General features: G+C 56.7%; 26 protein-coding genes. 10 read left to right on the forward strand and 16 right to left on the reverse strand.

Annotation, left to right across the window (positions count from 1 at the left end; all coding sequences use genetic code 11):
* Positions 1-25 precede the first annotated feature (25 nt).
* A complete protein-coding gene (locus AAFH99_RS03545; RefSeq protein WP_043320006.1) occupies positions 26-361 on the forward strand; it encodes a zinc ribbon domain-containing protein YjdM in 336 nt (111 codons plus the stop codon).
* A 121-nt stretch (positions 362-482) separates the two neighbouring features.
* Here AAFH99_RS03545 and AAFH99_RS03550 read toward each other — a convergent pair whose 3' ends face one another.
* The 10 genes from AAFH99_RS03550 to AAFH99_RS03595 form a co-directional block, all read right to left on the reverse strand.
* Positions 483-1,607 (reverse strand): AI-2E family transporter, encoded by a 1,125-nt coding sequence (locus AAFH99_RS03550; protein WP_051687280.1) that lies wholly within the window; start codon positions 1,605-1,607, stop codon positions 483-485.
* A 74-nt stretch (positions 1,608-1,681) separates the two neighbouring features.
* Positions 1,682-2,410: a D-Ala-D-Ala carboxypeptidase family metallohydrolase gene (locus AAFH99_RS03555; protein ID WP_043320007.1), complete on the reverse strand. Its 729-nt coding sequence runs from the start codon at positions 2,408-2,410 to the stop codon at positions 1,682-1,684.
* A 38-nt stretch (positions 2,411-2,448) separates the two neighbouring features.
* Positions 2,449-3,129, reverse strand: a complete 681-nt coding sequence (locus AAFH99_RS03560) for a D-Ala-D-Ala carboxypeptidase family metallohydrolase (protein ID WP_406828656.1) — start codon at positions 3,127-3,129, stop codon at positions 2,449-2,451.
* Between the two features lie 174 nt (positions 3,130-3,303).
* Complete coding sequence (locus AAFH99_RS03565) at positions 3,304-4,851, reverse strand: phosphoenolpyruvate carboxykinase (RefSeq protein ID WP_406828657.1); 1,548 nt, start codon at positions 4,849-4,851, stop codon at positions 3,304-3,306.
* 398 nt (positions 4,852-5,249) lie between these two features.
* Positions 5,250-6,128: an Hsp33 family molecular chaperone HslO gene (gene hslO / locus AAFH99_RS03570; RefSeq protein ID WP_043320009.1), complete on the reverse strand. Its 879-nt coding sequence runs from the start codon at positions 6,126-6,128 to the stop codon at positions 5,250-5,252.
* A gap of 91 nt (positions 6,129-6,219) precedes the next feature.
* Positions 6,220-6,684: a DUF4124 domain-containing protein gene (locus AAFH99_RS03575; RefSeq protein WP_197023843.1), complete on the reverse strand. Its 465-nt coding sequence runs from the start codon at positions 6,682-6,684 to the stop codon at positions 6,220-6,222.
* Positions 6,685-6,726: 42 nt separating this feature from the next.
* Entirely contained in the window at positions 6,727-8,274 is a 1,548-nt protein-coding gene (locus tag AAFH99_RS03580; RefSeq protein WP_043320011.1) for a serine protease, read from the reverse strand.
* Positions 8,275-8,615: 341 nt separating this feature from the next.
* The gene (locus tag AAFH99_RS03585) at positions 8,616-8,996 is read right to left on the reverse strand and encodes an RNA-binding S4 domain-containing protein (RefSeq protein WP_043320012.1); all 381 of its coding nucleotides are present in this window, start codon (positions 8,994-8,996) and stop codon (positions 8,616-8,618) included.
* A gap of 202 nt (positions 8,997-9,198) precedes the next feature.
* Positions 9,199-9,855: a GMP/IMP nucleotidase gene (gene yrfG / locus AAFH99_RS03590; RefSeq protein ID WP_043320584.1), complete on the reverse strand. Its 657-nt coding sequence runs from the start codon at positions 9,853-9,855 to the stop codon at positions 9,199-9,201.
* 61 nt (positions 9,856-9,916) lie between these two features.
* Positions 9,917-10,603 carry a lysoplasmalogenase gene (locus AAFH99_RS03595; protein ID WP_043320585.1) on the reverse strand — a complete coding sequence of 229 codons (687 nt, stop codon included), beginning with the start codon at positions 10,601-10,603 and terminating at the stop codon, positions 9,917-9,919.
* A gap of 173 nt (positions 10,604-10,776) precedes the next feature.
* On the opposite strand from AAFH99_RS03595, the gene cysK reads away from it, so the two are divergent.
* From cysK to AAFH99_RS03620, 5 genes are all read left to right on the forward strand, one after another.
* Entirely contained in the window at positions 10,777-11,694 is a 918-nt protein-coding gene (gene cysK / locus AAFH99_RS03600) for a cysteine synthase A (RefSeq protein WP_043320013.1), read from the forward strand.
* A gap of 287 nt (positions 11,695-11,981) precedes the next feature.
* Positions 11,982-12,818, forward strand: coding sequence for a 3'(2'),5'-bisphosphate nucleotidase CysQ (gene cysQ / locus AAFH99_RS03605; protein ID WP_406828660.1), 837 nt, complete (start codon positions 11,982-11,984; stop codon positions 12,816-12,818).
* A gap of 158 nt (positions 12,819-12,976) precedes the next feature.
* Positions 12,977-13,243 (forward strand): hypothetical protein, encoded by a 267-nt coding sequence (locus tag AAFH99_RS03610; RefSeq protein ID WP_406828662.1) that lies wholly within the window; start codon positions 12,977-12,979, stop codon positions 13,241-13,243.
* A gap of 159 nt (positions 13,244-13,402) precedes the next feature.
* A complete protein-coding gene (locus tag AAFH99_RS03615) occupies positions 13,403-13,678 on the forward strand; it encodes a type II toxin-antitoxin system HicB family antitoxin (protein ID WP_043320016.1) in 276 nt (91 codons plus the stop codon).
* A 91-nt stretch (positions 13,679-13,769) separates the two neighbouring features.
* Positions 13,770-14,366, forward strand: coding sequence for an outer membrane protein (locus AAFH99_RS03620; protein ID WP_043320017.1), 597 nt, complete (start codon positions 13,770-13,772; stop codon positions 14,364-14,366).
* A 56-nt stretch (positions 14,367-14,422) separates the two neighbouring features.
* Here the strand turns inward: AAFH99_RS03620 and AAFH99_RS03625 are convergent, their stop codons facing one another.
* On the reverse strand, positions 14,423-15,508 hold the full coding sequence (locus tag AAFH99_RS03625) for a hypothetical protein (protein ID WP_406828664.1): 1,086 nt from the start codon (positions 15,506-15,508) through the stop codon (positions 14,423-14,425).
* A 216-nt stretch (positions 15,509-15,724) separates the two neighbouring features.
* Here AAFH99_RS03625 and AAFH99_RS03630 point away from each other — a divergent pair, with 216 nt between their 5' ends.
* The 4 genes from AAFH99_RS03630 to AAFH99_RS03645 are packed head-to-tail and all read left to right on the forward strand — an operon-like array spanning position 15,725 to position 19,252.
* The gene (locus tag AAFH99_RS03630) at positions 15,725-17,125 is read left to right on the forward strand and encodes a YjgN family protein (protein WP_406828665.1); all 1,401 of its coding nucleotides are present in this window, start codon (positions 15,725-15,727) and stop codon (positions 17,123-17,125) included.
* A 14-nt stretch (positions 17,126-17,139) separates the two neighbouring features.
* Positions 17,140-18,219 carry a M48 family metallopeptidase gene (locus tag AAFH99_RS03635; protein WP_043320019.1) on the forward strand — a complete coding sequence of 360 codons (1,080 nt, stop codon included), beginning with the start codon at positions 17,140-17,142 and terminating at the stop codon, positions 18,217-18,219.
* A 17-nt stretch (positions 18,220-18,236) separates the two neighbouring features.
* Positions 18,237-18,860, forward strand: a complete 624-nt coding sequence (locus AAFH99_RS03640; RefSeq protein WP_406828667.1) for a DUF2939 domain-containing protein — start codon at positions 18,237-18,239, stop codon at positions 18,858-18,860.
* Positions 18,861-18,862: 2 nt separating this feature from the next.
* Positions 18,863-19,252 carry a DUF2237 family protein gene (locus AAFH99_RS03645; RefSeq protein WP_406828668.1) on the forward strand — a complete coding sequence of 130 codons (390 nt, stop codon included), beginning with the start codon at positions 18,863-18,865 and terminating at the stop codon, positions 19,250-19,252.
* Positions 19,253-19,547: 295 nt separating this feature from the next.
* Here AAFH99_RS03645 and AAFH99_RS03650 read toward each other — a convergent pair whose 3' ends face one another.
* From AAFH99_RS03650 to AAFH99_RS03670, 5 genes are all read right to left on the reverse strand, one after another.
* On the reverse strand, positions 19,548-20,345 hold the full coding sequence (locus tag AAFH99_RS03650) for a response regulator transcription factor (protein WP_051687282.1): 798 nt from the start codon (positions 20,343-20,345) through the stop codon (positions 19,548-19,550).
* Positions 20,346-20,545: 200 nt separating this feature from the next.
* Complete coding sequence (locus tag AAFH99_RS03655) at positions 20,546-21,343, reverse strand: LuxR C-terminal-related transcriptional regulator (RefSeq protein WP_406828669.1); 798 nt, start codon at positions 21,341-21,343, stop codon at positions 20,546-20,548.
* A 291-nt stretch (positions 21,344-21,634) separates the two neighbouring features.
* Positions 21,635-22,672: an AgmX/PglI C-terminal domain-containing protein gene (locus tag AAFH99_RS03660; RefSeq protein WP_406828671.1), complete on the reverse strand. Its 1,038-nt coding sequence runs from the start codon at positions 22,670-22,672 to the stop codon at positions 21,635-21,637.
* A 12-nt stretch (positions 22,673-22,684) separates the two neighbouring features.
* Positions 22,685-23,206, reverse strand: coding sequence for a biopolymer transporter ExbD (locus AAFH99_RS03665; RefSeq protein WP_043320024.1), 522 nt, complete (start codon positions 23,204-23,206; stop codon positions 22,685-22,687).
* Positions 23,203-23,754: a biopolymer transporter ExbD gene (locus AAFH99_RS03670; RefSeq protein WP_043320025.1), complete on the reverse strand. Its 552-nt coding sequence runs from the start codon at positions 23,752-23,754 to the stop codon at positions 23,203-23,205. Before AAFH99_RS03670 ends, AAFH99_RS03665 begins: the two co-directional genes overlap by 4 nt.
* Between the last annotated feature and the right edge of the window lie 49 nt (positions 23,755-23,803).

Below are 23,803 nucleotides of genomic sequence, written 5' to 3' on the forward strand. Positions count from 1 at the left end.
TCCTCACTACTTAGCGTCCAAAACCATGAGTGAACTGCCCAATTGCCCCCAATGCCAGTCCGCGTATACCTATGAAGACCGCGATTTGTTTGTATGCCCCGAGTGTGGCCACGAGTGGACCGCTGGTGATCTGGTGGAGGAGGAAGGACTGAACATCAAGGACGCCAACGGCAATCCGCTGGCAGACGGTGACACCGTTACCGTGATCAAGGACCTGAAAGTGAAGGGCTCGTCCGCGGTGGTGAAAGTGGGTACCAAAGTGAAAAACATTCGCCTGGTGGAGGGCGATCACGATATCGATTGCAAAATCGATGGTATCGGTCCCATGAAACTTAAGTCTGAATTCGTCAAGAAAGCGTGATGCCAGTGGGTGCCGCTGGCGGCACCCACATTCCTTCAATGGTCGGTGGTTGGAGTCTGGGTCAGACTTCCATGGGGAAATGCGGGATATCCTGCGTGTATTGAAGGCTGTGTCCTGACATTTAGCTGGCTGGTTTGTTGCTGGGTTTTTGCGGCTCATCCAGTGCCAGTACAGATTCGTCGTCCGGAGGCAGCAAGGGCTCATCCTCGGCAATAAACTCCCGCATAAAAATTTCCCAGAACGCCATAAACAACGCTGCTAATAGAGGCCCGATCGCAAAGCCACTGATACCAAACATCAGCAGGCCCCCCACCGTCGAAAACAACACGATATAGTCCGGTAACTTGGTGTCACGGCCAACCAGAATGGGGCGCAGAATATTGTCTACCAGGCTGATAACCATAACGCCGTAAAGCATCAATACCGTGGCTTTCACCGTATCGCCGGTAGCGTAAAGATAGAGTGCCGCCGGGAACCAGATGATGGCCGCACCCACGGCGGGCAGAAGCGACAATACCGTCATCACCACGCCCCACAGCAGCGGCGCGGGCAGCCCGAGTACCCAGAAGATAATACCCCCCAGTGTGCCCTGGGTGACCGCTACCACCAGGTTGCCCTTGATGGTTGCGCGGGTGACCTCGGCAAACTTCGCCAGCAGCAGTTTTTCGCGTTCGTCACCAAGGGGCAGCGCGCGGATCAGTAGCGCCACCAGTGCGTTGCCGTCGCGAATCAGGAAAAAAGTGAGGTACAGCATCAGGCCGAGGCTGACGAAAAAGTTCAGGGTGTTCTGCCCCAGTGCTAGCGCATTTTTGGCGATCAGGCTACCGGCCGCCATCAGCCCGCCGAGCAGGCGCTCCTTCAGGCCGTCGAAATCCAGACCAAAGCGCTCCAGTGCCGCATTGACGCCGGGAAATGCCTGTCGAATCTGCTCGACCTTGGCACCGAGATTGATCTCCCCTGCCTGCACCTTCTGATACAGCGCAGCTACCTCGCTGATAAATGAGCTGGCCACCAGCAGCACCGGGATCACTACCACCACGATACACAGGACGAGCGTGGTCAGCGCGGTGAGGTTGGGCCAGCGGGGGAAACGGTGGAGCAGATAGCGATACAGTGGGTGGAATATCAGCGCTACCGCGCAGGCCCAGAATATGGCGGTAAAGAACGGTTTCAGTAACAGCGCGAAGGCGACTGTCACCAGTGCCAGGGTGAATATAAACGAGCGTCTTTCCAGTCTTTCCTGCACCGAGAGATCCCTGTTTTTTATGGACAGTTGTTTGGGGAAATACCAGGGGCAATGAAAACAGATAGGCTGGTTCTTTACCAGCGCCGGTAACCGCAAGTGTCTACATGGAAGCGAATACCACTATAGATACCCAGGCCCATATTCCACTTGCGGCCGTATTTTTTGTGAATGCGGCGCAGCTTGGGCAATAGTTGTTTGCGGGTGTATTCGTCCTCGGGAATCATGTCCAGGCCGCAGAAGTGCATGTGCTTACTGGTGCGTGCACCGCCAGCCTTGGCGTTGTAGCTGGCCGTGCGCCAGCCCGACAGAACGATGACCGGGCCTATCGCCGGTATGATGTATTCCTTGAGGACCTTCAGTGTGTCCACCATGGTCTCCCAGGTGTCCTCCGGCGGAATGGCAAAGGGGGGCTCGTCTATTTGCTGCCAATCGGTACCCTGGCGCAACAGCTCAAACGGAGGCACAACCTCAGCAACATGGTTCAGTTCCAGGAAGCGTTCCAGCTTCTCGTATTTCGCCCGGTTGTCCCCTTCGTCGAGAAACTTCTCGAACGCCAGAGGGGTTGCTGCGGTATACCCTTTAATACGGTAGATCAGCGGAACGTCTGGATCGATGGGCTCTGGTGCCGGCTCTATATGGGTAACCGGGGAGACGATGCGCTCGGCCAGCTGTTTTACCTTTTCAACCGTCAGCACCACCAGTACCAGCGATGCAACCAGTACCAGCGCGACGATCCAGATGACTCGCCGCCGCTCGATATGGATGTCAATAAACTCGTGGTCTTCGCTTTCTTTGATATCCATAGGGTCGACTTACTACCAAACAACCAGGTGTGAAACGGCTACCAGCGACGAAAGCCGCAGGTGTCTACATGAAAGCGCACACCGCTGTAGATCCCCAGGCCCATGTGGCTGTCGGGACCCAGGCGGGCGTGCAGGCTGCGCAATTCCTCGATCAGCTCCTTGCGGCTGATATTCGACTGCGGCACCAGGTCGACGCCGCAAAACGTCTTGTGTTTGCTTTTCTTCGAGCCCCCCGCCTTGCGGTTGTATTCATCGCTGCGGAACGCGGAGACGATATCCACGGGACCGATGGCGGGCACCAGTTCATCGCGAATCAGCTTCAGAGTGGCAACCATATTGGGCCAGTAATCTTTGGGGGGGATGGCGAACGGAGGCTCGTTGATATCCAGCCAGTCAGAACCCTGGCGCAGCAGGTTTTCCGGCGCGGTGGCGTTGGCGACACCAGCCTCGGCAAGGAATTTTTCAAGCTGGCGGAATTCGCGGCGATTGCGCCCTTCACGTAGAAACTGATTGAAACTGGCGTGGGTGGCGACCCGGTAGCCCTTGAGGTCGTAGTAGGGCTTTTCTACCGCCTTGTACTGCAGGTAAACCCACAGGGCCAACAGCAGCAACAGCAGTAAGCCCGCAATACCCGCAACGACCCACCAGTTGGTCTGTTGATCTGGTGGCGGGTGATCGTATCGGCGTTTGGCTTTAGAAAATGGATTGCCCGATGGCATGTGCGCTAACTGCTCGCCCGAAAAAACTGGTTCTTTAAAGACTATAGCCGTCTCTACCCGGGCTGCAGGCGCTGGTGCTCAGAGGTTGGAGGATGAGGTTGGGGGATACAAAAAAGGCGATCCGAAGATCGCCTTGGGGTGGCGGTCGCGAGGCCGCCGGGGGGGAACAAAGGGTTATGCCTTGGGCCCCGCGCTTTTGATGTCAGCGTTCACGGAGAACTTTTCGATGTTCTCGGCAAACAGTCCCGCCAGCTTTTTCGCAGCGGCATCGTAGGCATCCTGGTCGGTCCAGGCATTGCGCGGGTTCAGGTAGGACTTGTCCACACCGGGTACTTCAGTGGGGATGTCCAGATTCATGATATCCAGGTGTTCGGTTTCCGCCGCTTCAAGGGCGCCGCTCTGGATCGCCGCAACTACCGCGCGGGTAACCGGGATCGGGAAGCGTTTGCCCTTGTCGCCAGAGCCGCCGGTCCAGCCGGTATTGACCAGGTACACCTTTGAGCCGAAGTCCTCGATACGCTTCATCAGCAGGTCCGCGTACTCGCGCGGTGCGCGCGGCATAAACGGTGCGCCGAAGCAGGTGGAGAAGGTCGGGTGGATGCCCGCTTCTGCACCCAGCTCGGTGGAGCCCACGCGGGCGGTGTAGCCGGACAGGAAGTGGTAAGCCGCCGCTTCCTTGGACAGGATGGAAACCGGAGGCAAAACGCCGGTCACATCGCAGGTCAGGAAGATCACATTTTTCGGTTCGCCGGCGCGGTTTTCCAGCTGGCGCATTTCCACGTGCTCCAGCGGGTAGGAGCAGCGGCCATTCTCGGTCAGACTGGTGTCGTCGTAGTCCGGTACACCGGCGTCATCGGTCACCACGTTTTCCACGATGGCGCCGAAGCGGATGGCATCCCAGATCACCGGTTCGTTCTTCTGGCTCAGATTGATGGTCTTGGCGTAGCAGCCGCCTTCCATATTGAATACGCCGCCCTTGGCCCAGCCGTGCTCGTCATCGCCAATCAGGTAGCGTTCGGGGTCTGCAGACAGGGTGGTCTTACCGGTGCCAGACAGGCCGAAGAACAGGCATACATCGCCGTCTTTGCCCACGTTGGCGGCGCAGTGCATTGGCATCACGTCTTTTTCCGGCAGCAGGAAGTTCTGCACAGAGAACATGGCTTTCTTCATCTCACCGGCATAGCGCATGCCAGCCAGCAGCACTTTACGCTGGGCAAAATTGATGATCACGCAGCCCTCGGAATTGGTGCCGTCGCGGGACGGGTCACACTCGAAGTTGGCTGCGTGCAGGATGCGCCACTCTCCCTTGCCCTTGGGGTTGTACTTCTCTGCGCGGATAAACATGTTGCGGCCGAACAGATTGTGCCAGGCGGTCTGGGTAGTGACTTTCACGGGGATATAGTGGTCTTCATCCTGACCCACGTGCAGTTGCTGTACAAAGCTGTCGTGGCTGGCGATGAAGTCATCTACACGGCTCCACAGGGCATCGAATTTGTCGGCGGGAAAGGGGCGGTTCACGTTGCCCCATTCGATACTGTCGGCGGTGGAGGGTTCTTCCACCACGAAGCGGTCCGCGGGAGAGCGGCCAGTGCGCGTGCCGGTTACCGCCAGAAGTGCACCGGTGTGAGTAAGGTGGCCTTCGCCGCGCTGCAGTGCCTGTTCGACCAGTTGTGCGGGGGAAAGGTTGGAGAACGCCTGCACCGACTCGTTTTGCTGTGCCATTCGCTTATTACCCATGAAAGTTGTATCACTGAAATAAATAGTAGGGGGTGCCGCCCGGAGTTGCTAAACAGATGCGAGATGGAGCCGCGATAAAATTGGCGCCCCAGGCTGCTGGCGCGCGCATTATTACAAACTTCAAATCCCGATCACAGGAAGATCTGTATAAAGTTTGAGCAAAAATGGGCTTATCTGGGAATTTTTTCGCGGAAATTTATTCAAATTTATGATGTAGTTTTTTTACTTCATAATTTTGGAGAATATTGGGTGTTCTGTAGTTTTTACTACAGTCGGATTTACCGAGAGGGAGGGTGTCGGACTGGACTCGCAGGCATAAAAAACGCGCCGTCTGGCGCGTTTTGGATTGATCGAATGGCAGTGCCACCGCCACAGAAACTGAATCAGTGCAGAGTGTGTGGCGGAGCGTTGAACAGCTCTTCGACCTTGTCGCGATCGAAACGATAGCTCTGGTTGCAGAACTGGCAGTCCGCGGTAATCTCACCGCCCTGTTCCTCCAGCAGCCGGTAGACATCTTCCGGACCCATGGCAATCAGCGCCCGCGCACTGCGATCCGCGGAGCAACTGCATTTGAAGCGGATATTGGCGGTACCGAGACTCGCGGGTTCCATCTGATGGAACAGGCGGAACAGCAACTCTTCATGAGGCAGGCTGTGCAGCTCCTCGGGGGTGACCGTCGAAGCCAGCTGTACGCCGGTCTCCCAGGCATCTTCGTTCTCTACCGCCGAAGCCGCGTTGTTACCCGGCAGCACCTGCAACATGATGCCGCCCACTGTATCGGCACTGGATTCGATCCAGAAGCGGGTCTGCAATTGTTCGGATTGGGTAAAGTAGTCTTCCAGGCATTCCGCCAGGGTGTCCTTTTCCAGTGGCACAATGCCCTGGTAGCGCTCCCCGTCCTGCGGGTCCACGGTAATCACCAGAGCCCCCCGGTTGCCCACCAGCTCGCGCAGTGTGGCGTCCTCTTTGATCTCAGCCCCTTCGGCAACACGGGCCAGGCCACGCACATCGCTCTGGTGCGTACACTCTGCCACCAGCAGTGGCACGTCGCCTTCACCGCGGGCCTGCAGCATAAGGATGCCTTCAAACTTGAGTGTGGTCGCGAGCAGACAGGAGGCGGCGAGGAATTCCCCAAGCAATTTCTGCACCGGCAGTGGAAGTTGGTTTTGCGTCAGCACTTCCCGGTAAGCATCGGTAAGCGTGACCAACTGACCACGAATATCGTGCTTGGAGAAGATAAAGCGTTCCAACTGATCCGACATATGTGTGCCTCGCTATCTATCGTGGGGGGAGGCGATTTTAGGGGCAGCCCGCCAGAATTGCGATAGCCTTCCATGTTAGTGCGAGTGGCGGCTAGCCGCACAGGCGGCGAATCTGCGCCTCCAGTTTGCGCGCTTCAATGACCCGCTGTCGCTCACTGATGGTGGATTCCTTGCCCTCCGCATCCACGAAGTACACCGGGCCCTGTAGGATGGACAACTGCTTGCGCGCACGCTGACAGGCAATTTGTTGCTGTCGCAACTGGTTGACCTGCTCGGTTTGCTTGCGCGCCACGTATTCCTGTTCTATCTCATTACCGCGGCGGTGGTCGGGGAAATCCTGACGATGGGTGGGGGCTGCGCTGTTGACTGGCTTCAGCTGGCCACTGAGGGGCTCGGCCTTGGCCTCTACGGGTGGGCGATCACCGAAATGGACCTTGCCGTCCTTGTCGACCCAGCGGTAGAGCTCAGCGGCCAGGGTCGATTGACTGCAAAGTGCCGCCAATATTGTCGCGTCGCGTACCAGCCGGGTTAGCACTGATCGTCGTCGTTGCATCATTTCCGCCATTCCATCTCTACGCATTTCGGTGAGTCTGTTTATTTACTGGATTTGGCCGAGCTCCGTCTCGCCGGTCCCTGACGGCTCGTGTTCTGCCAGGGTGCCGAACAGGCCGAGGGAGTGACGCTCCGGAATCTGGTAAGTCTGCAGGATCAGCGGTTGCTGTTCCTTCGCCGCTGCGCTGTCCAGCACCATGCGGTAGCCGGCACCGTCTTTCAGCTCGATGTATTCGCTCTCACTGGTTTCCATCAGCTGCGCGAACTGCTGGAAGTCGCGAATTTTCTCGCCGTTGACCGATTCGATAATCCAGTTCTTCCAGTCGTGGTAACCGAGATTTACCGGCGCCGGTAACACCTTTAACGCTACCACCAGCTCCCGTTGTTCGGGGCTCGACCACTGGTTGCGCGAGTAGAGGTATTCGATGGGTGCCTTGGAGTGCCAGTTGCCCCCCCAGCGTTTGATCAGGTTCATATTCAGCGGCACAAAGACCACGCCGCCATAGATGTAATACCGCGGGCGCTGGTCGAACTTTTCGCCCTGTACCAGAGAGCGGGATGGAGGCGTGGCGGCGAGGGTGATTTTTTTGTTGTAGATCTTGCCATCGCGGGCAAAGCGCACCGGCAGCTGATCGCCCACGTGGTACTGATCCACCGCGTAGTGATAGTTGGTGCGCTGGTGTTCGCGCCACTCGATGGTGCGATCGGCGGCGATATTGAAACCGTCCACCTGTAACAGGACGTCGCCGGGTTTGAGTACCTGGGCGGCCGGCGCATCCTCAAACACCCGCACCACCAGCGCGCCCTCCTGATCCGGTGCCAGGCCGGCGGCGGCTTTCATGGAGGGGCTCTCCAGGCTCTGGGTCACTGCGCCCAGCTCCGGAAAGCCCTGGTGCACACCGTCTTTGGCGTCTTCAAGTACATGGTTGATCACGCTCGGCGGCACGAAGTAGCCCAGGTTTTCGGCGCCGTTACTGTTATTGGTCTGCATGGCGACGCCAACGATCTTGCCGTTGGAGATCACCGGGCCACCGCTGTTGCCGGGGTTGATGGCGGCGTCGATCTGGCCGGCCATCAGGTAGCTTTCGGCGTGGGCGTAATACTGGTGTTCCACCCGGGATAGCACGCCGCGAGTGATGGACAGGGATTTGCCGCCGATGGGGTAGCCGTAGACCGTGACCTCTTCCTGCAGCTCGGGAAGGCTGCCAAAGGTGAGTGCACGGGTGTCCTCGAAGAAGGCTTCGTCGTCGACGGTGAGCAGTGCGAGATCGGCGTCGTGGGAGACAAATTTGACCCGTGCGCGAAATTTCTGCGCGTCGCCGTGGCGCTGTACCTGGATAAAGCTACCGTTGGCGATAACGTGGGCATTGGTAAGGATTTGCTTACCTTTGATCACGGCGCCGGAGCCGGACAGTTGCTGAGCGTTGAGCAGGGCCCAGGGGTTGAAGTAGTCGGGGGCGGCGGCGGTGGTGTAGATCTTGATGATCGAGCGCTTGAGCTGCTCCCGCTCACGGCTGTCGGCGTGGACGAGTTGGGAGAAGCAGAGAATCAGCAGGCCCAGTTTGAACAGGCAGGGTTTCAGCAGGTGTTTCATTACGGCGTCGAGTCTTGATTATTTGTGGGTCTGGGCCAGTTTAGCACTTTGGCGGGTTTGTGCTCTGTTGTCGGGTTGTGGGGTTCGTTCTTTTGGGGCTGTGTGGCGGCCGGGCGTCGGGTACAGGTTTTCAGGACCGCTGCGAGTACATCCATGTACGCTGCGTCGCAAACGTCCCTGTTTGCGACGCGCCTGAAAACCTGTACCCGACGCCCGGCCTTAGCATTTAGCTTCCGTACTTCGTAGCGTCTGGATCCCGGATCGAGTCCGGGATGACAGTGCGTGGACGAATCGTCATGCCGGGCTTGACCCGGCATCCAGTGGGGGTGGCAGGGAGTGCGTTAGTCTTGCGACTCCCGCAGGAACCTGTGGATCTGCCGGCGCTGTTTCTTGTTCGGGCGCTCGTGGGAAATATTTGCGTTATTCGCCTTGCGATCCGCCGCAAACTGTTCGCGCTTGGCAATACTGTCTTCGGTCTCCCGATACAATGTCTGTGCGATATCCGCACCACGGCGCTGGTCTGAAAGTACAAGTACCTCCACCACTTTTTCATCCCAACCTTGGCGAATGGTCAGCAGTGTGCCGGTGGCAATTTCCTTACTGGCTTTCACCCGCTGCCCTTCCGCATGCACCTTGCCGCCTTCAATTGCCTGCTTGGCAATGCTGCGGGTTTTAAAAAATCGCGCGGCCCAAAGCCACTTATCAATACGTACTTTTTCCATCAAAAATTACTACGAAGTAAAACTGTCAAATGCGAAGGGCGGGTGCTGGGTGGCGCTTTCCAGGAGCGTCGCAAACAGGATGTTTGCGCCGCAGCGCCCAGGGATGGGTTAACAGGGGGGCGCCTAGCTCGGTCCTGGAAAGCGCCACCCAGTGCCAGGCCGCCACCACAGGTAATAAAGAACTTTAAAAAACTGGAAAGTACTAAGAAGCCCGAAGAATCTCATCAAAATCATGAATCGCCGGAAACTCGGTAATCTCCCGAACCGGGCTTTTACTGTCAGGCTGGCGGATACAAAGCAGGTGCTCGATGCCATATTCCTGCGCCGCACCCAGTACATGCAGGTTGTCATCTACAAACAACGTGCGCGCCGGATCAAACGGCTGGCGCTCCTGCAGGGAATGCCAGAACAGAGTGCTCTCTTTCGCATGACCCAGGTCGTGGGAGGACACAATCTCATCCAACCACTGATCAATACCGGTAATTTCCAGCTTGTGACTCAGGCCATCAGGGTGCGCATTGGTCACCAACAGAGTGCGCTTCTTCATCGTGCGCAGGCTGCGCAGGAAATTGTCCGTGTGCGGGCGCAGCGCGATCCGATCCTCAATCTCACGGTAAATCGCCGGCACATCCAGCTTCAACACATCCGACCAATACTGCAGGCAGTACCAGTCCAGGGTGCCCCGCAACTCATCGGTCATGCGGATCACCAGCGCCTGCGCCTCAAGCACAGAAATACCATTCGCCTCTGCATAGCGCAGGGGCAGATGCTCCATCCAGAAGTGATTGTCGTAATGCAGATCCAGCAGGGTGCCGTCCATATCCAACAGCACCGTATCGATTCGGCTCCAGTCCAGCATATCCACCCTAACCCGCGGGGAGCACCCGCGGCTGATCAAAAATTGGTCGGCTATTATGCCCTCAAGCTTCCGGGCGCGCCAACTCCGCGCGAATCAACCCGGTAACCAGCAGAGCCTGTGCGCCGTAATAGGTCAGCATGATCCATGTGCCAGCCAGAGGAATCGGATCTACAAAGCGGTTCAGAGCAATCAGCGCATCGGAAACCATAAAAGTCACCGCGCCGGCAAACAGCAGTGAAGAGCCACTGCGGTGCGCTGCTGCTGACAGCGCCATAAATACAATGGCCACAATGTAGAGGACTACCGGCAGTCCGAGTTCGCCTGCACCGGGGAGTACCTGCCGGGCCAGAAGGAGTGCGGCCAGCACAATGGCAGCGCCGCGCAACGCAAATCTGCGACTATCCAGTCGCGGGTTGCGCAGAAAGTTACCGGCGTAGGTCAGCTGGGCCAGCAGAAAGGCCCCCAGGCCAAATACAAAGTGATTGTCGAAAGGGACGGCCAGCAGAACATCGCCGATCGCAGACAAGATGAGTGCAGCCAATGTAAGTGTCCGGGTGGCGCCGCGGAGCGCGCCCGCGGCCAGCCAGCAGAGCGCGGTGATGGGTACGATTTTCAGTGCTGCCATCCATAGGGCGCTTGTGCCCAGCGTATCCAGAGTCATATAAACCAGAGCACCAGTGCTAAACACGAGCGTGGGGAACGGTTTGAGTCCGCTGACTGACTGGGATTGCATCGCTATCGTCGACATGGGCTTCTCCATCATTTTTATATTTGCTGCTTTGGGGAGTATTCTTGCCCGAGTATTCGCGAATCTGCTGCGCCGTACAATCCACTGCGCGGTGACATTTTCGACCACGAATTCCATTTTCTGTTTTCAGGTTCGAACACGCCAATCCCTTTTGTCCATTCAAGGAGTGACAGATGAAGGCCAATAATATTCTCGAAACCATCGGCAACACGCCCCACGTACGCATCAACCATCTCTTTCGCGACGACATCGAGGTGTGGATGAAAGTGGAGCGCTTCAATCCAGGCAGCAGTATCAAGGACCGGATTGCTCTCGGAATGATCGAGGATGCGGAGAAATCCGGGGCGCTGCAGCCGGGTGGCGTGATCGTGGAGCCGACGTCCGGCAATACCGGTATCGGCCTGGCGATGGTGGCAGCGGTAAAGGGTTATCGCCTGATTCTGACCATGCCGGAGTCCATGTCGGTGGAGCGGCGCAAGATCATGAAGGCGATGGGGGCGGAGTTGGTACTCACCCCGAAGGAAAACGGTATGCCCGGGGCCATTGCGATGGCGGAGGAAATCCTCTCCCAGCATGAAAACAGCTGGATGCCGCAACAGTTCAAGAATCCGGCGAATGTGACGGCGCACAAGAATACGACGGCGCGAGAGATTCTGGCGGATTTTCCCGAGGGGTTGGATTTTCTGATTACCGGGGTGGGTACCGGCGGGCATATTACCGGTTGTGCGCAGGTGCTGAAGGAGTCGATGGCGAATCTGCAGGTGTTGGCGGTGGAGCCGGAGAAGTCGCAGGTGATTGCCGGTGGTGAGAAGGGGATGCACCGCCTGCAGGGCATCGGCGCGGGTTTTGTGCCGGAGGTGCTGGATAAAGAGGCGCTGGATGGCACCATCGGGGTGAGTGAGGAGGACAGCTTTGAAATGGCGCGGCAGTGTGCGTTGAAGGAGGGGATCTTTATCGGGATTTCATCCGGGGCGTCGCTGGCGGCGCTGAAGAAGCGGGAGAAGGATCTGGATGCCGGCAGCCGGGTGCTGGTGTTCAGCTATGACACTGGTGAGCGCTACCTGTCCATCGAAGACCTCTTCTCGGCGTAATCGCCCTTCTCTATAGCTGCACGGCTATTCCAATCCAGGCCAGCGCGGGATCAACCCACAAATCCCGCCCTGGCCTGCGTATAATCCCACCTTTCTTTTTTCGGGGCGCCGGCCACTTGAGTGGCGGTGGTGCTACCGGGTACAGCCTTGCGAGACACGTCGTAAACCCATCCCTGGGGGCTCTGCACCGCCATCCATGGCGGTGAAGGTCTCGCACGGCTATACCCGCTATCACCACCTTCCCGTCGACCCAAGTGGTATTCGAATAAATTTCTATCGGGGGAATCATGGAAAACGTAGTAAGCAGGGAACTGCTGGATCAGGTCATCGCCATTTCATTAGAAGCGGGCGAGGCGATTCTGGAGGTGTACAACGCCAGCGGTGAGCTGGAGGTGGATACCAAGTCCGATGATTCTCCGGTAACCGCCGCGGATCTGGCGGCACACAAGATTCTGGCGCCGGCGCTGGCGAAGCTGCTGGATGGGGTGCCGGTGCTGTCTGAAGAGGGCGAGATGCCGTCTTATGATGTGCGCGGTCAGTGGGATCGCTACTGGATTATCGATCCGCTGGATGGCACCAAGGAGTTTATCCGCCGAAACGGCGAGTTCACGGTAAACGTGGCGCTGATCGAGAATGGTGAGCCGGTGCTGGGAGTGGTGCATGTGCCGGTGCTGGATATTACCTATGCGGGCGCCAGGTCCCTGGGAGCGATCAAGCGGGATGCATCCGGTGAGAAGGTGATCGCAGTGCGGGCGATGCAACCGCGTCTGGAGGCGAAGCAGCCGATCGAGGTGGTGGCGAGCCGCAGTCACGGTGCCGGTGCGGTGGATGCGCTGCTGGAGCGCATCGAGGGTGCGCTGGGTGAGACCGGGCTTAAGAACATGGGCAGCTCGTTGAAGCTGTGCCTGGTTGCAGAAGGTGCGGCGGACCTGTATCCGCGTCTGGCGTTAACCTGTGAGTGGGATACCGCGGCGGCACAGGCGGTAGTGGAAGCGGCCGGTGGCGTGGTGGTAGACGATAAGTTCGAGCTGTTGCGTTACAACCAGAAAGAAGAGTTGCTCAATCCGTTCTTCTATGTGATTGGTGACCCGTCTTTTGATTGGAAAACCCTTTTGCTGGGTTGATGCTATGACCTGCCGGTCCACGGGGCAGTTGCATGGCTGCCCCCACAGACCGCCGCGTGACGCCCGGTAAAATGTGCGGTTCTGGTCTAGGCTTAACCTTATTACTCGCCTGCCGCCGTTGTTTTTAACGACACCTGTCTGTTGAGCGCAACAAGCAAATGCTGGCAGTCGGTTCCATCCACCTGCTCTATCCAATACAGGGATTGGGAGGTAAAGCCATGGCCTGTACCCGCGCTGCCCATGTGAACGTCAACGAAACCGAAACCCGTCATCTGCGCCAGCGACTGCAGGTGGAGATTACCTGGCTGTCACGGCAGCTGCAGGATCTGCAGACTGCGGATCAGCTGCCGGACCATTCGCTGCAACAGACCTACCGGGAAATGATCTTTTCCCGTCGCGCACTTCTCGGGCGTATCCCCCGCTGATTTCGTCCTTTCCAGGAAAGTTTTTCTTCTCCGGTTGTGAATTCCGCAATTTTTACCGCGTGCGTCGCGCATTTAATTTCTTTGCTGAGAATTTTGTTCAAGTCTGAACAATTGGGTCTACGCTTGGTGGGATAAAAGTTAACTTAAAAGAGAAAGCCCATGCGTTATCCGGTTGTGGTCCACAATATTGAATTCGCCGGTTACGGTGCCATCGCACCCGACCTGCCGCATTGCCACTGCCACGGAGATTCGCTGGAAGCTGCACTGCAGAAAATGGCGGAAACGATCGCCGGCCGGCTCGATGAGATTCAGGACGCTGGCGATGCGCCGCCGGAGCCCGGCGACCTGGAAAAACTGCGGAAAAATCCTGCGTTTGCCGGCGGTGTCTGGGCAATCATCGATATCGAGCAGAACGCCTTCAGCCCTCGCTCCTGAATCGCACACAATCGTAATACGGATTTTAGTAAGTATGCGCAGATGCCGCAGACAAGCGGGTCTCTGCGCGGTTAAACAGGGAAGTCAAATAATGAAAGCACTGGTATTTCTTCTGGCTTTGTTCGCCTCGGCTCTGGCCTCCAACAGCGCGCTGGCGCAGTGGAACAACCCTATCGATGGATACTGTAACGGCGAATACCACATCGTCGGCACCGTTGGCCTCGGTGTGGGTGAGCTGCAGATCAACGACGAGCAGGACTTTGCCGGGTATGCCAGTATCGGAGTTACCCCCGATGCGGGTATCTGGCAGGTAGAGCTCCGTTACACGGGTTTTGACGATGGCAGTGTGTCGGTAGACCAGTGGGGTATCGGTGCCAAGGTAGACTTCACCGTTAGCTGTGATGTGCAGTGTCTTTACTGGATGGTCGGCTGGAACTACGGCGAGTTTGATGTGGATTCCATCGAGCGTCGCGGGCTGATTTATGATCTCGACGATAACGCGGATGACAATTACTGGAATGCCGGTGTCGGCTACCGCTACAACTGGACCAAGGATTTCAACACGTCCATCGAGTACAACTATAACGACGTTGACACCAAGTTTTATTACTACGACGGCGTCGACGATGTGCGCTTCGACCTCGGCCACCTGCGCACCCTCACGGTCAATTTCAGCTACCGTTTCTGAGCGCAGGCGCCTGAAAGCGGCCCCGGTGGCAAGTACATCGGGCCCCTCTCCAATCTTCAGAGTGCGTAGGACAGACTCATATTGAGGCCGTCATCGCGCCCCAGCTGATAGCCGTTGTAGTGCGCGGACACACTGCTCGTCCACTCTACGCCCAGTCGCACGCCGGCAAAAGGCCCCGACTGCGGCACCAGGTTTGCTCCGAGTGCAGCATCGACAAACTCTCCGCCGTAATTCCCCTGCAGGTCCGACGGGCTGGCGTGATTGTGAGGGCCATTGTAGTGGCCATTGATGTCGTGCTGCTTGGTGTAGCCCAGGCGTGCGGAAACGCTCACCCAGTCCGCCAGTCGGTAGGCACTCCAGGCGGTGGCACCATAGCGCTCCCCGAAGCTGAAACCGGAATCATTTTCGTCCTGCAAGGGTAGTCGGGCACTGGTCTGGGCTCCCCAACTGAGCCGCTCGTGACCGCCGGTATAGGTCAGTGAAGGCATCAGGTCCCAAGTGCCGCTTCCCAACTGCATGCCGTAATGCACGTAAGTGCCATCTGCATTTTTCAAATTGACGTCGCCGGTGGGTGCGCTGACACCCAGTGTGCCGTGAAGCTTGTAGTTGCCGGTGTCTGCAAGGCGAAACAGCCCGGCGAACACGGTATCGCCGGTGCCGCTGGTGCCATGGCTGTGACTGGCGTGCATGGTCATATCATGATTCATACCACCCATCGCATTCATGGCGTCCATACCTCCGGTATGGTCGTGCCCGGTACCTGTCATTGCCATGGTCATATCCATACTCATGGTCTGGGGCATGAACATCAGGGTCAGGCTGTCGCTGACCGCGTACATGATGTCGAGCATATGCATTTCCATGGTCATGTCTGTGGGCACCATGGCGTAGCCCGCGTGCCCCGCCGCCGCGGTGCTGGTCTTTTGCGAACCGGAATACAGCCCAGAGAAGGTCTCGCGCATGTAACGGTAACCGAGCATCCACTCCCCCTGCCGATGCAGATGATCCGCCATGATACCTGCGGGTGCGTGACTCTCGGGCAGATACACAGGCAGCGTGCTGTCATGGCTTAGCGCCGGCATACTGCCGATGGCAAGCGCGAGAGGGGGCAAACAGGGGAAAAGTTTCCCGAAACGATTCATTGGTGATTCCTTGCTATAGGGGGTCGTGTGCATCCGCGGTCCGTGTAAACGGCCCTGGGGCAAAAAAGGCTACCAGTGGCATTGCCGGACGGAAGCGACTGCGACGATATGCCCCACCCTGGTGACATCGGCAGCAGCGCGTAGGTGACCATCGTCACTTGTGGCATCATGGCTGTGCGAATGCAAAAAACAAAAGAATCGAACAAGGATTGATCAGTGAACGATAAATACAATATTGAAATTACCGGTGAAGCGGTTGGGGGGAAAAGCCAGCAGGAAGCCGTTGCGGCGCTGGCCCGCTACGCCGGAATCAGCGAAGAGCGCGCCCGGGAGATGTTTGCCAACGCGCCAACCGTGGTTAAGCGTGAGATTCCCGAGGACCTCGCCGAGCGTTACGAGCGCAAGCTGGCGGATCTCGGTATCGGTGCGCGGCGTGCGGTTGCCAGTGTGCGCGAAGAGGCGCTGGCACTGGAGCCGATGGAAGCTGGCGAAGATGCGTCCGACGAGGTGACCAGCGCGGCATCATCGACCTCTTCTGCCCGCCAGGCTGTGGAGACGCCGACACCAGAGGCCAGCCAGGTACCCCCCGCCGGTGGCTGTGGGGGTGGCGAAACGGAAGGCAAGCGCCATATCGGTTTCGTGTTTTCCGGAAATGGCTACGAGTACTTCAAGATCTGGATCGTGAATATCCTGCTGACCATTGTAACCCTGGGCCTCTATGCGCCCTGGGCGAAGGTCCGCAACGCTCAGTACTTTTACGGCAATACCAGTCTGGATAATGCCAGCTTTGCCTTTACCGCCGACCCGAAAAAGATGCTTATTGGTCGCCTGATCGCCATTGGGTTACTGGTCGCATTTATGGCGATTTACAACGTATCACCGGTGGCGGGGCTGATTCTCAGCCTTGGGCTGATTTTTGTCTTCCCGTGGGTACTGAACCGGACCTTTGCGTTCTACGCGCGCAATAGTACTTACCGCAATATCCGCTTCCGGTTTGTGGGCCGCTACACCGATGCGCTGGTAAATTATCTCGGCTGGCCGATCCTGGCTACGCTGAGCCTTGGTCTGCTGTCACCGTTTATGATCTTTAAGCAGAAGCAGTACGTGATTGATAATCATCGCTACGGCAATAAAAGCTTTGCGTTCCGTGCCAAGGTAGGAGATTTTTACGGACTGGTATTTATCGCCATCGGTATTGGTCTCGCAGGGTTGATTGCGGGATCCCTGGTGGGGGTGGTGCTGGCACTGATCTATGCGCCGCTGGGTATTCTTTCCGGTGTTGCCGCCCTGGCTGGTTACGCGGTGGGTATCCTGTACTTCGTGACCAATATGCAGAACCTTATTTTCAACAGCACCAGCCTGGCCGACAACGATTTCAAGGCTCGTTACCAGATGAAATCCTACGGTCTGCTGATGGTGACCAACTTTCTGATGACCATCATTACGCTTGGGCTTTTCATCCCCTGGGCCAAGGTGCGCGTTGCACACTACGCGGCCGAACATACCGCACTCAATGTTACGCAGGATCTGGATAAATTCGCGGCGATCAGCCAGCCGGATGAATCCGCCTTCGGTGAAGAGTTTGGCGATGTGTTTGATATGGAAGTGGGAATCTAACTGCACCGATCATCATGCAATACATCATCAAAGGAAAGTGGCAGGACGGCGCAACCAGCGCCGTTTTGCCTGCGGAGCTGCGCTGCCTCGAAGGGCGGGTTTACCTCTCTGTTGACGGTCAGGAGTTAAGACGTGCACCGCACAGTGAATTGAAGCTGTCTGCAAAACTCGGCCGTACACCGCGCTACCTCCACTTTGCCGGGCAGTCAGGTCAGTTTGAGAGTGAAGATCACGAGCATCTGGATCGCTTGAGCAGTGACCTGGGTGGCCGCGGATTCGCATTCATCCATCGGCTGGAAAACCATCTTGGTATGGTGGTGTTGGCTACGGTGGTCGTGGCAGCACTCATTTGGGGGTATTTCACCTGGGGTGTCCCGGTTGGCAGTAAGGTCCTGGCTGAACGGCTTCCCGCAGATCTGCTGAATCGGTCTGCCCAGGAGACCCTGAAATTTCTCGAGGAATTTCAGCTCGAGGAAACTACCCTGAGTGCACAGCGGCAGCAGGAAATTCGCGATACCTTCCAAGGGTTTGCCCCGGACTATCCGATCGAAAAACTGCGTTTTTATGGCGGTGGCGATCAGGGGGCGAATGCCTTTGCTCTGCCCGATGGCACGATCATATTTACCGATGAAATCATAGCCCTGGCGGATACCGATGAAGAGTTGTTGGCGGTGTTTGGGCACGAGCTTGGGCATGTGGCGCACCGCCACTCGCTTAGGCACGTAATTCAGGGCTCGGCGATCTCCCTGACATTGGCCTTGATTACCGGTGAAGTGTCCGCATTGGGAGATCTGTTGCTGACCGCGCCCGTGGTATTTACCCAGCTATCCTATTCCCGTCAGTTTGAGCTGGAGTCTGACGACTACGCGGTGCAGATGCTGCGGGAACGCGGCCACTCCCCGCAAGCGCTGGCGGATATGCTGACCAAGCTTTACCAGAATAAACGCTGTGAAATGGACAGTGGTTGTAACAATGAGGACGTGGCAGATCACGACGTGGATCCAGCCGCGGAGCGAGAGGGCGAGTGGCTGAAGTATCTCAGTACTCACCCTCACCTTGAAGAACGCATCTCGCTTACCCGGGATCGCGATTAGATGTGAGAGCTGTGCAGATGACCGGAAAATGGCTGCTGCGTATTGGGCTGGTGCTGCTCTTTCTGGCAATGATGTACGCCGCCCTGCCCTGGTATTCCGCACGTCAGTTAATTGAAGCGGCGCAGCATAATGATGCCGCCAAAATTGAGCGCTACGTGGATTTCCCAGTCCTGCGAGGCAATATTCGTCAGCGCTTGCAGGAAGAAATGCATCGATCCCTGGGAGACGATGTGCCCCCGCAGCTGGGGGAGCTGTTCAACGCGGGCGCAGACCTGTTTCTTGGGCCATTGCTCGAGCGCGTGATCAGTCCGGAGGGAATCACCCAATTGATACAGGGCCAGCGTGACTGGCGAGAGTTCGAGCGTGAACTAGGTAGCCTTGGTACAGGGAAGCGTAGGTCACAGGGTGCTGAAAAACCTCCGGTTCAATCCGGGCGCGGCGTTGCAGATGATAGCGACGGCACTGAGCACGATCACCATTGGCATATGGAACACTGGTACTTTAGCGGTCTCAGCACAGTGGAGGTCATCTGTGGCAATGGTGATAATAATGAGTTGGTGCAGCTGCAACTACAGCGCAGAGGCCTGCGCTGGCAGCTGGTCGATATCCAGAAAATTGACGATCTTACCGGGGGAGAATAAGTATGGCCGTTACCCTGCAAATGCATGAATCACTCAACGTGTTTGGGGATCCGCTTATTCCTTGCAGTACTGACCCGCTGACAGGTTTCTTTCGCGACGGTTGTTGTAACACCAACGACCAGGACCTGGGCTCTCACACTGTCTGTGTGGAGGTGACCCGCGAATTTTTAAAGTTTTCTGCAGAGCGCGGCAATGATCTGAGTACGCCGGTGGAAGAGTTTGGTTTTCCCGGGCTGACACCCGGCGACCGCTGGTGTCTGTGTGCCGCTCGCTGGCTGGAGGCGCAAAAAGCAGAAAAAGCGCCCCGTGTCCATCTGCAGCGTACGCATATGCGTGCCCTGGAAATTGTACCGTTGGAAGTATTGCGACAATATGCGGCAGATTTGAACTGACAGTGAATACGCGGTCGACCGGTAATAAAACCGCGGTGGAATCACTACGATAAAAAAGAAAAGTGCTCTGGAGCAAGCTTTCCCGGCTTGCCCAGAGCCAGCCTTGCGGCCACAACCAACTCACAGGATGAAAATTTGTTGGTGAGCGCGATATCCGTATCTGGCGCGGGCATCGGTAGGCGCCCGTCCTGCTCAGTAATCAGAATGCGCGCAAGCGGACGCCTGGGCAATAGCCCCTAGGGGCCTAAATACTGCTGACCCTTCACTTTCTCTGACCGTAATACCGCGCCGGGTTTCAGATCAGTCCTTCACTGACACTCTTGGAAACCAGCTGGCCGGTTGTCTTGCAGTCGGACTTTTTTAGAATATTTTTCCGGTGATTTTTGACCGTGTGTGGCGATATGTTTAGCAGGCGCCCGATATCTGCACTTGTTTTTCCATCCGCCAGCAGGCGCACAATTTCCATTTCCCGCTGGGTAAACAACGATGGTGATGAGGTAATACACGGTTGTGGATTATTAAGCACATCAATATTGAGGTAGCTCTCGCCCCCAAACAGGTTCAGCAGCGAGAGTGTGTAGTTACTGCCGCTGGCAAGGTGGGAAATATCGGTGTGAATACCGAGTGTCCGTGCCACACCGAAATGTTCGTCGGTATCCAGTATGATTGCCTGGTGATTGAACAATCGGTAACTGCCATCGGCCACCCGCATACGCCCGCTGTAGGAAATCTTGTAGTTCTTCACCTGATCCATACCGATTTCGTTTTTCAGGATCGACAGGGCAGTTTCCTCTGCTTTTGCGGCGAATGGAATGTCATCCGGGTGTCCGCGCTCGATCAATGATTGAATTGTCGCGGTCTGCGGGTCGAGTCCCAGTATCGATTGGATAGAAGGACTCACCAGCATGGGTTTGTCGAGGTTTAGGAAGTCGAGAACATAGTAATAGCAGGCGCCGCTGCTGAAAGTGGTGGCAATAAACTGATCGAGCTCGTATCGCTGCTGAGTGACATTCCGTTTGGCGAAAAAGCCTGGAATGTTGTGCCATGCCCGATAAATCAGGTTGTTGCCCGCGTCGAGCGTCTTGAGGCCCATGAATACTTCCTTGTTATTATCGTGCGTGACCGCCGCCTGCAGTTTCGTGATCTATTTCCCGAGATCCGTTTATAGCAAATACGCAGTGCCCGGCACAGATTTCATTAGGCGGTCGTGAAGGAACTTTGTGGCTGGCAAGCCAGTTTTGGTTTCAGGTTGGCAGATTATCCAGCTTAAACACCAATGTCCCCGAGCGCGATTCAAATCAAGCCTTCGATGGCACAGCTGGCCAGTAGCTGGCTCATGTTCTGGCAGCCCGCTTTTTTCAATATACGTTTGCGGTGATTTTTGATCGTATATTCGGAGAGTGAGAGCGCTTCTCCGATCTGGGCACTAGTCAACCCTTTCGAGACCAGTTGAATCACGGATATCTCACGCTCGGTAAATACCGGTTTATCCCGATCCACTTTCTGCGGGTGATTGTCCACATCGATATTCAGATAGGAGGGCTCCCCATTCATACCGATCAGCGACAGTCGATAGTTGTTTTCCGTGGTTAGGTGTGAAATATCGGTGTGGACATTCAGGGCTTTCCCAATACCGCCCTCGTCGTCGGTATTGAGGACGATGGACTGGTGATTGAACAGTCGGTACTCACCGGTTTTGACTCGAAAGCGAAAGCAGTACGAAAACTTGTAGTCGGTTATTTTATCCATGCCCACGCGCTGCTGCATGACCCGGATGGCGGTGGACTCAGCGTTGGCCACAAACGCCATGTCGTCCGGGTGTATCAGTGCAAGCACATCCTGGAACGTCATGGTGGCGATGTTCAGGTCGTGAATCTGCTCGATCTGTGGGCTAACGTAGAGTAGCTCCAGGTCAAAGAGGTCGAATATATAGTGATAGTGCGGGCCGTTGCTGAACACCCGGCTGACCATCTCATCCACCTGCAACTTCGCCAGCTCGGTCTTATTTTTCGCAAACAGTGCGTTGCGCTGGTCCCATACGCTGGTCAACATGTCGCCACTCGACTTCTGTACTTTTGTTTCACTGGCCACCAGGGCGCTTCCTTTGTGATGAGTGTCACATTTATCGTGAGACACTTGTACCAGAAGTTTATCTGATGGCGCAAATGTATTTGCTGGTCATTTTGTGAAAATCAGCACTCCATGAAGGATAGACAGGAAAGTCTGGCCGGATGGGCTGGGCAAGCTGGGTAAATAAAGTACCGCGTGTCCCGGTGTATTTTACAGGGGCTCATCAATAGGGGGTGTGGGGAAAGTGACCGCAAAGGAGGTCCGCTGCAGAGACCACCTGTTCCCGGTGGCCAATGACAGCGGTACCCTTGCTCAGGAAGGCAGGAAGTCGATCGAGTAGTTCAATGTGGATTTCTCCACATTGGCGGAGCCAAAATTGATCAGTCGGATACGTGCTAGCAGTTTGCGTTCAAGATCCGGGTCGCCCAGCTCACTGCTCACCAGACTTACGCCGGAGATAACACCATTGGGCTCGATCACCAGTTTTACCGTCACCTTACCGGCCAGTGTCGGGTCCCGGCGCAAGGCCCGGTTGTAGATAGCGAAGATTGCCCCTTTATTGGCTTCCATTACCTGACGGATGGATTCCTCACCGCGGGTACCGCGCTCGCGACGGGCTTCCTTGCTGCTGGACTTGGCGGCCACCTGGGCTTCCGCCACTTCTACCTGGGTAGTCTGGCGTCCGGACAATGCCGAACCACCGGTATTGCGGCTCAGTTGGCCGGTATTGATACCACCACTGGCAGCCTTGGATTTATCGGTAATCAGCGAGCGGTCGATTTTTTGCGCGTTGGCCGCACCGCTGGCCAGGGAGTTGGCATTGGCCACCTGGGATACGTCGAGGCTATCGCGCATGTCCATCAGGTCGTCCTGCAGCTGCATCAGCCCACTATTGGCTGCTTTTTCCCGCGCCTTCGCGACCTCTTCTGCCGGGGCCTTTTCCGTTAGCGGTTTGGGCTTGACGGTTTTGATCGGTTCGGGCTTGGGTTTTGGTTTCTCGACCGGTTTGGGCTCTACTTTTTTAACCTCTTTGGGTTTTTCGATTTTTTTCTCAACCGGCTTCGGTTTGGGTTTTTCCACCGGCTTGGGCAATTCCTTTTTCTCCAGGATTACCCGGGCCAGCTGCGGCGGTAGCTGCTCTTTCTGCTCGCGGGTGAGCTCGGGAGCTGGAATGAACGTGAACAGCGCACCGAGTACCACAAACGCGGCAAAACCGGATTTGAGGAACTTGATAAAGCGCTGGTCTTCTTCTTCGGTAGAGGCCCACGGCAGAGTGGAGTTGTAGTAATGCCACGGCATAAGCGCCGGACGATTGGCTGTCTGTGTGCTGCTGAGAGAGGCGCTGGTCATCGATTACCTCCCTTATTGACCGGCGGCCGGGCCGGCCGGATCTTGCGGCGACGTCTGGGTTACGGCGAGATCGATGTCCCGGTAATCCGCCGCCGCGCAGGTGTTCATGATCTGCTTGAGCAGTGCGTAGGGAACTTCCTCGTCGCCGAGGATGGTCACCGGGCGACCCAATGCGACCTTATCTTCCGGCAGGGGCTCGGCGCGGCTGGCGAGGTATTTCAATTCATTCAGTAGTGGCTCGATCTGATCCCCGTTACTGGGGATATCCGCCACTTTCGCAATCATGCGGTTGCCCACTATCAGCTGGTCACCATTCACCCGCACCACGGTTGTGGTTTCCGGCTTCTGGGTAGAAGTGGATTCCGGCAGAGTGATGGTCTTGTCTGCCTGCAATACTTCCACATCAGAGGAGTTCACCAGCAGGAAAAATACCAGAATGGTGAAAATATCCATCAGCGAAACCAGGTTGAGTTTCGTTTCTTTATGCCGGCGCGTCTTGCGCCCTTTCAGCTTGCCGCCGATCGTCGCTTTCATAGTCCGTTGCCTGCCAGCTGTTCATCTTGCCCCTGGCCGCTCTGGGCCACGCCTCCCTGGGGTGCATCGCCCAGGGAGATCTGTGGGAACAGTTCCGCGTCCACTACCGATGCCGCCACCACGGCGCGGAAGGAGCGTGCGGTATCCATGGCGCTCACCAGGGTGCGGTAGGGAGTGCCGGGTTCCGAGAGAATAACCAGGTCTTTCTTGTCGATATCCTTATCCCGCAGCGCGCGCTTGATCTCCTGCAGCACATCCGACACCAGCTTCAAGTCCGGCTTGCCGTCCCGGTTGGGAATGCGCTTTACGCGAACCCCCGCCGGATAGTTGATGTCGATGTACTCGGCGCGCAGCACCATTTCCAGTTGCCGGTTTTCTTTCTGCTCTTCCACACTGGCATCACTCAATCCCGGAAGGTTGAGGTTCAGCACGGAGATATGGGAAAACACCATATTCAGAAGCAATACCGGGACCAGAACGGTCATCAGGCTCATAAATGAGGTGATGTCCAGATCCGGGTCGGTTTCCAGCCTGCGTCGGATAGCCATGGCTCTCTCTTGGTCTAGTTCTTAACGTTTACGATTGTTGCGTCTTCGG

The organism is Microbulbifer sp. ARAS458-1, from assembly GCF_045348205.1.
Taxonomy (GTDB): Bacteria; Pseudomonadota; Gammaproteobacteria; order Pseudomonadales; family Cellvibrionaceae; genus Microbulbifer.

What these genes read in the sequence shown, in the direction of transcription:
- AAFH99_RS03560 (WP_406828656.1), bottom strand. Translation starts at nt 3,129, where the DNA reads ATGCCATCGGGCAATCCATTTTCTAAAGCCAAACGCCGATACGATCAC.
- AAFH99_RS03555 (WP_043320007.1), bottom strand. Translation starts at nt 2,410, where the DNA reads ATGGATATCAAAGAAAGCGAAGACCACGAGTTTATTGACATCCATATC.
- AAFH99_RS03565 (WP_406828657.1), bottom strand. Translation starts at nt 4,851, where the DNA reads ATGGCACAGCAAAACGAGTCGGTGCAGGCGTTCTCCAACCTTTCCCCC.
- AAFH99_RS03640 (WP_406828667.1), top strand. Translation starts at nt 18,237, where the DNA reads ATGACCGGAAAATGGCTGCTGCGTATTGGGCTGGTGCTGCTCTTTCTG.
- AAFH99_RS03595 (WP_043320585.1), bottom strand. Translation starts at nt 10,603, where the DNA reads ATGTCGACGATAGCGATGCAATCCCAGTCAGTCAGCGGACTCAAACCG.
- AAFH99_RS03580 (WP_043320011.1), bottom strand. Translation starts at nt 8,274, where the DNA reads ATGAAACACCTGCTGAAACCCTGCCTGTTCAAACTGGGCCTGCTGATT.
- AAFH99_RS03670 (WP_043320025.1), bottom strand. Translation starts at nt 23,754, where the DNA reads ATGGCTATCCGACGCAGGCTGGAAACCGACCCGGATCTGGACATCACC.
- AAFH99_RS03625 (WP_406828664.1), bottom strand. Translation starts at nt 15,508, where the DNA reads ATGAATCGTTTCGGGAAACTTTTCCCCTGTTTGCCCCCTCTCGCGCTT.
- AAFH99_RS03545 (WP_043320006.1), top strand. Translation starts at nt 26, where the DNA reads ATGAGTGAACTGCCCAATTGCCCCCAATGCCAGTCCGCGTATACCTAT.
- hslO (WP_043320009.1), bottom strand. Translation starts at nt 6,128, where the DNA reads ATGTCGGATCAGTTGGAACGCTTTATCTTCTCCAAGCACGATATTCGT.
- AAFH99_RS03610 (WP_406828662.1), top strand. Translation starts at nt 12,977, where the DNA reads ATGCTGGCAGTCGGTTCCATCCACCTGCTCTATCCAATACAGGGATTG.
- yrfG (WP_043320584.1), bottom strand. Translation starts at nt 9,855, where the DNA reads ATGCTGGACTGGAGCCGAATCGATACGGTGCTGTTGGATATGGACGGC.
- AAFH99_RS03575 (WP_197023843.1), bottom strand. Translation starts at nt 6,684, where the DNA reads ATGATGCAACGACGACGATCAGTGCTAACCCGGCTGGTACGCGACGCG.
- AAFH99_RS03615 (WP_043320016.1), top strand. Translation starts at nt 13,403, where the DNA reads ATGCGTTATCCGGTTGTGGTCCACAATATTGAATTCGCCGGTTACGGT.
- AAFH99_RS03620 (WP_043320017.1), top strand. Translation starts at nt 13,770, where the DNA reads ATGAAAGCACTGGTATTTCTTCTGGCTTTGTTCGCCTCGGCTCTGGCC.
- AAFH99_RS03660 (WP_406828671.1), bottom strand. Translation starts at nt 22,672, where the DNA reads ATGACCAGCGCCTCTCTCAGCAGCACACAGACAGCCAATCGTCCGGCG.
- AAFH99_RS03665 (WP_043320024.1), bottom strand. Translation starts at nt 23,206, where the DNA reads ATGAAAGCGACGATCGGCGGCAAGCTGAAAGGGCGCAAGACGCGCCGG.
- AAFH99_RS03635 (WP_043320019.1), top strand. Translation starts at nt 17,140, where the DNA reads ATGCAATACATCATCAAAGGAAAGTGGCAGGACGGCGCAACCAGCGCC.
- cysQ (WP_406828660.1), top strand. Translation starts at nt 11,982, where the DNA reads ATGGAAAACGTAGTAAGCAGGGAACTGCTGGATCAGGTCATCGCCATT.
- AAFH99_RS03645 (WP_406828668.1), top strand. Translation starts at nt 18,863, where the DNA reads ATGGCCGTTACCCTGCAAATGCATGAATCACTCAACGTGTTTGGGGAT.
- AAFH99_RS03650 (WP_051687282.1), bottom strand. Translation starts at nt 20,345, where the DNA reads ATGGGCCTCAAGACGCTCGACGCGGGCAACAACCTGATTTATCGGGCA.
- cysK (WP_043320013.1), top strand. Translation starts at nt 10,777, where the DNA reads ATGAAGGCCAATAATATTCTCGAAACCATCGGCAACACGCCCCACGTA.
- AAFH99_RS03585 (WP_043320012.1), bottom strand. Translation starts at nt 8,996, where the DNA reads ATGGAAAAAGTACGTATTGATAAGTGGCTTTGGGCCGCGCGATTTTTT.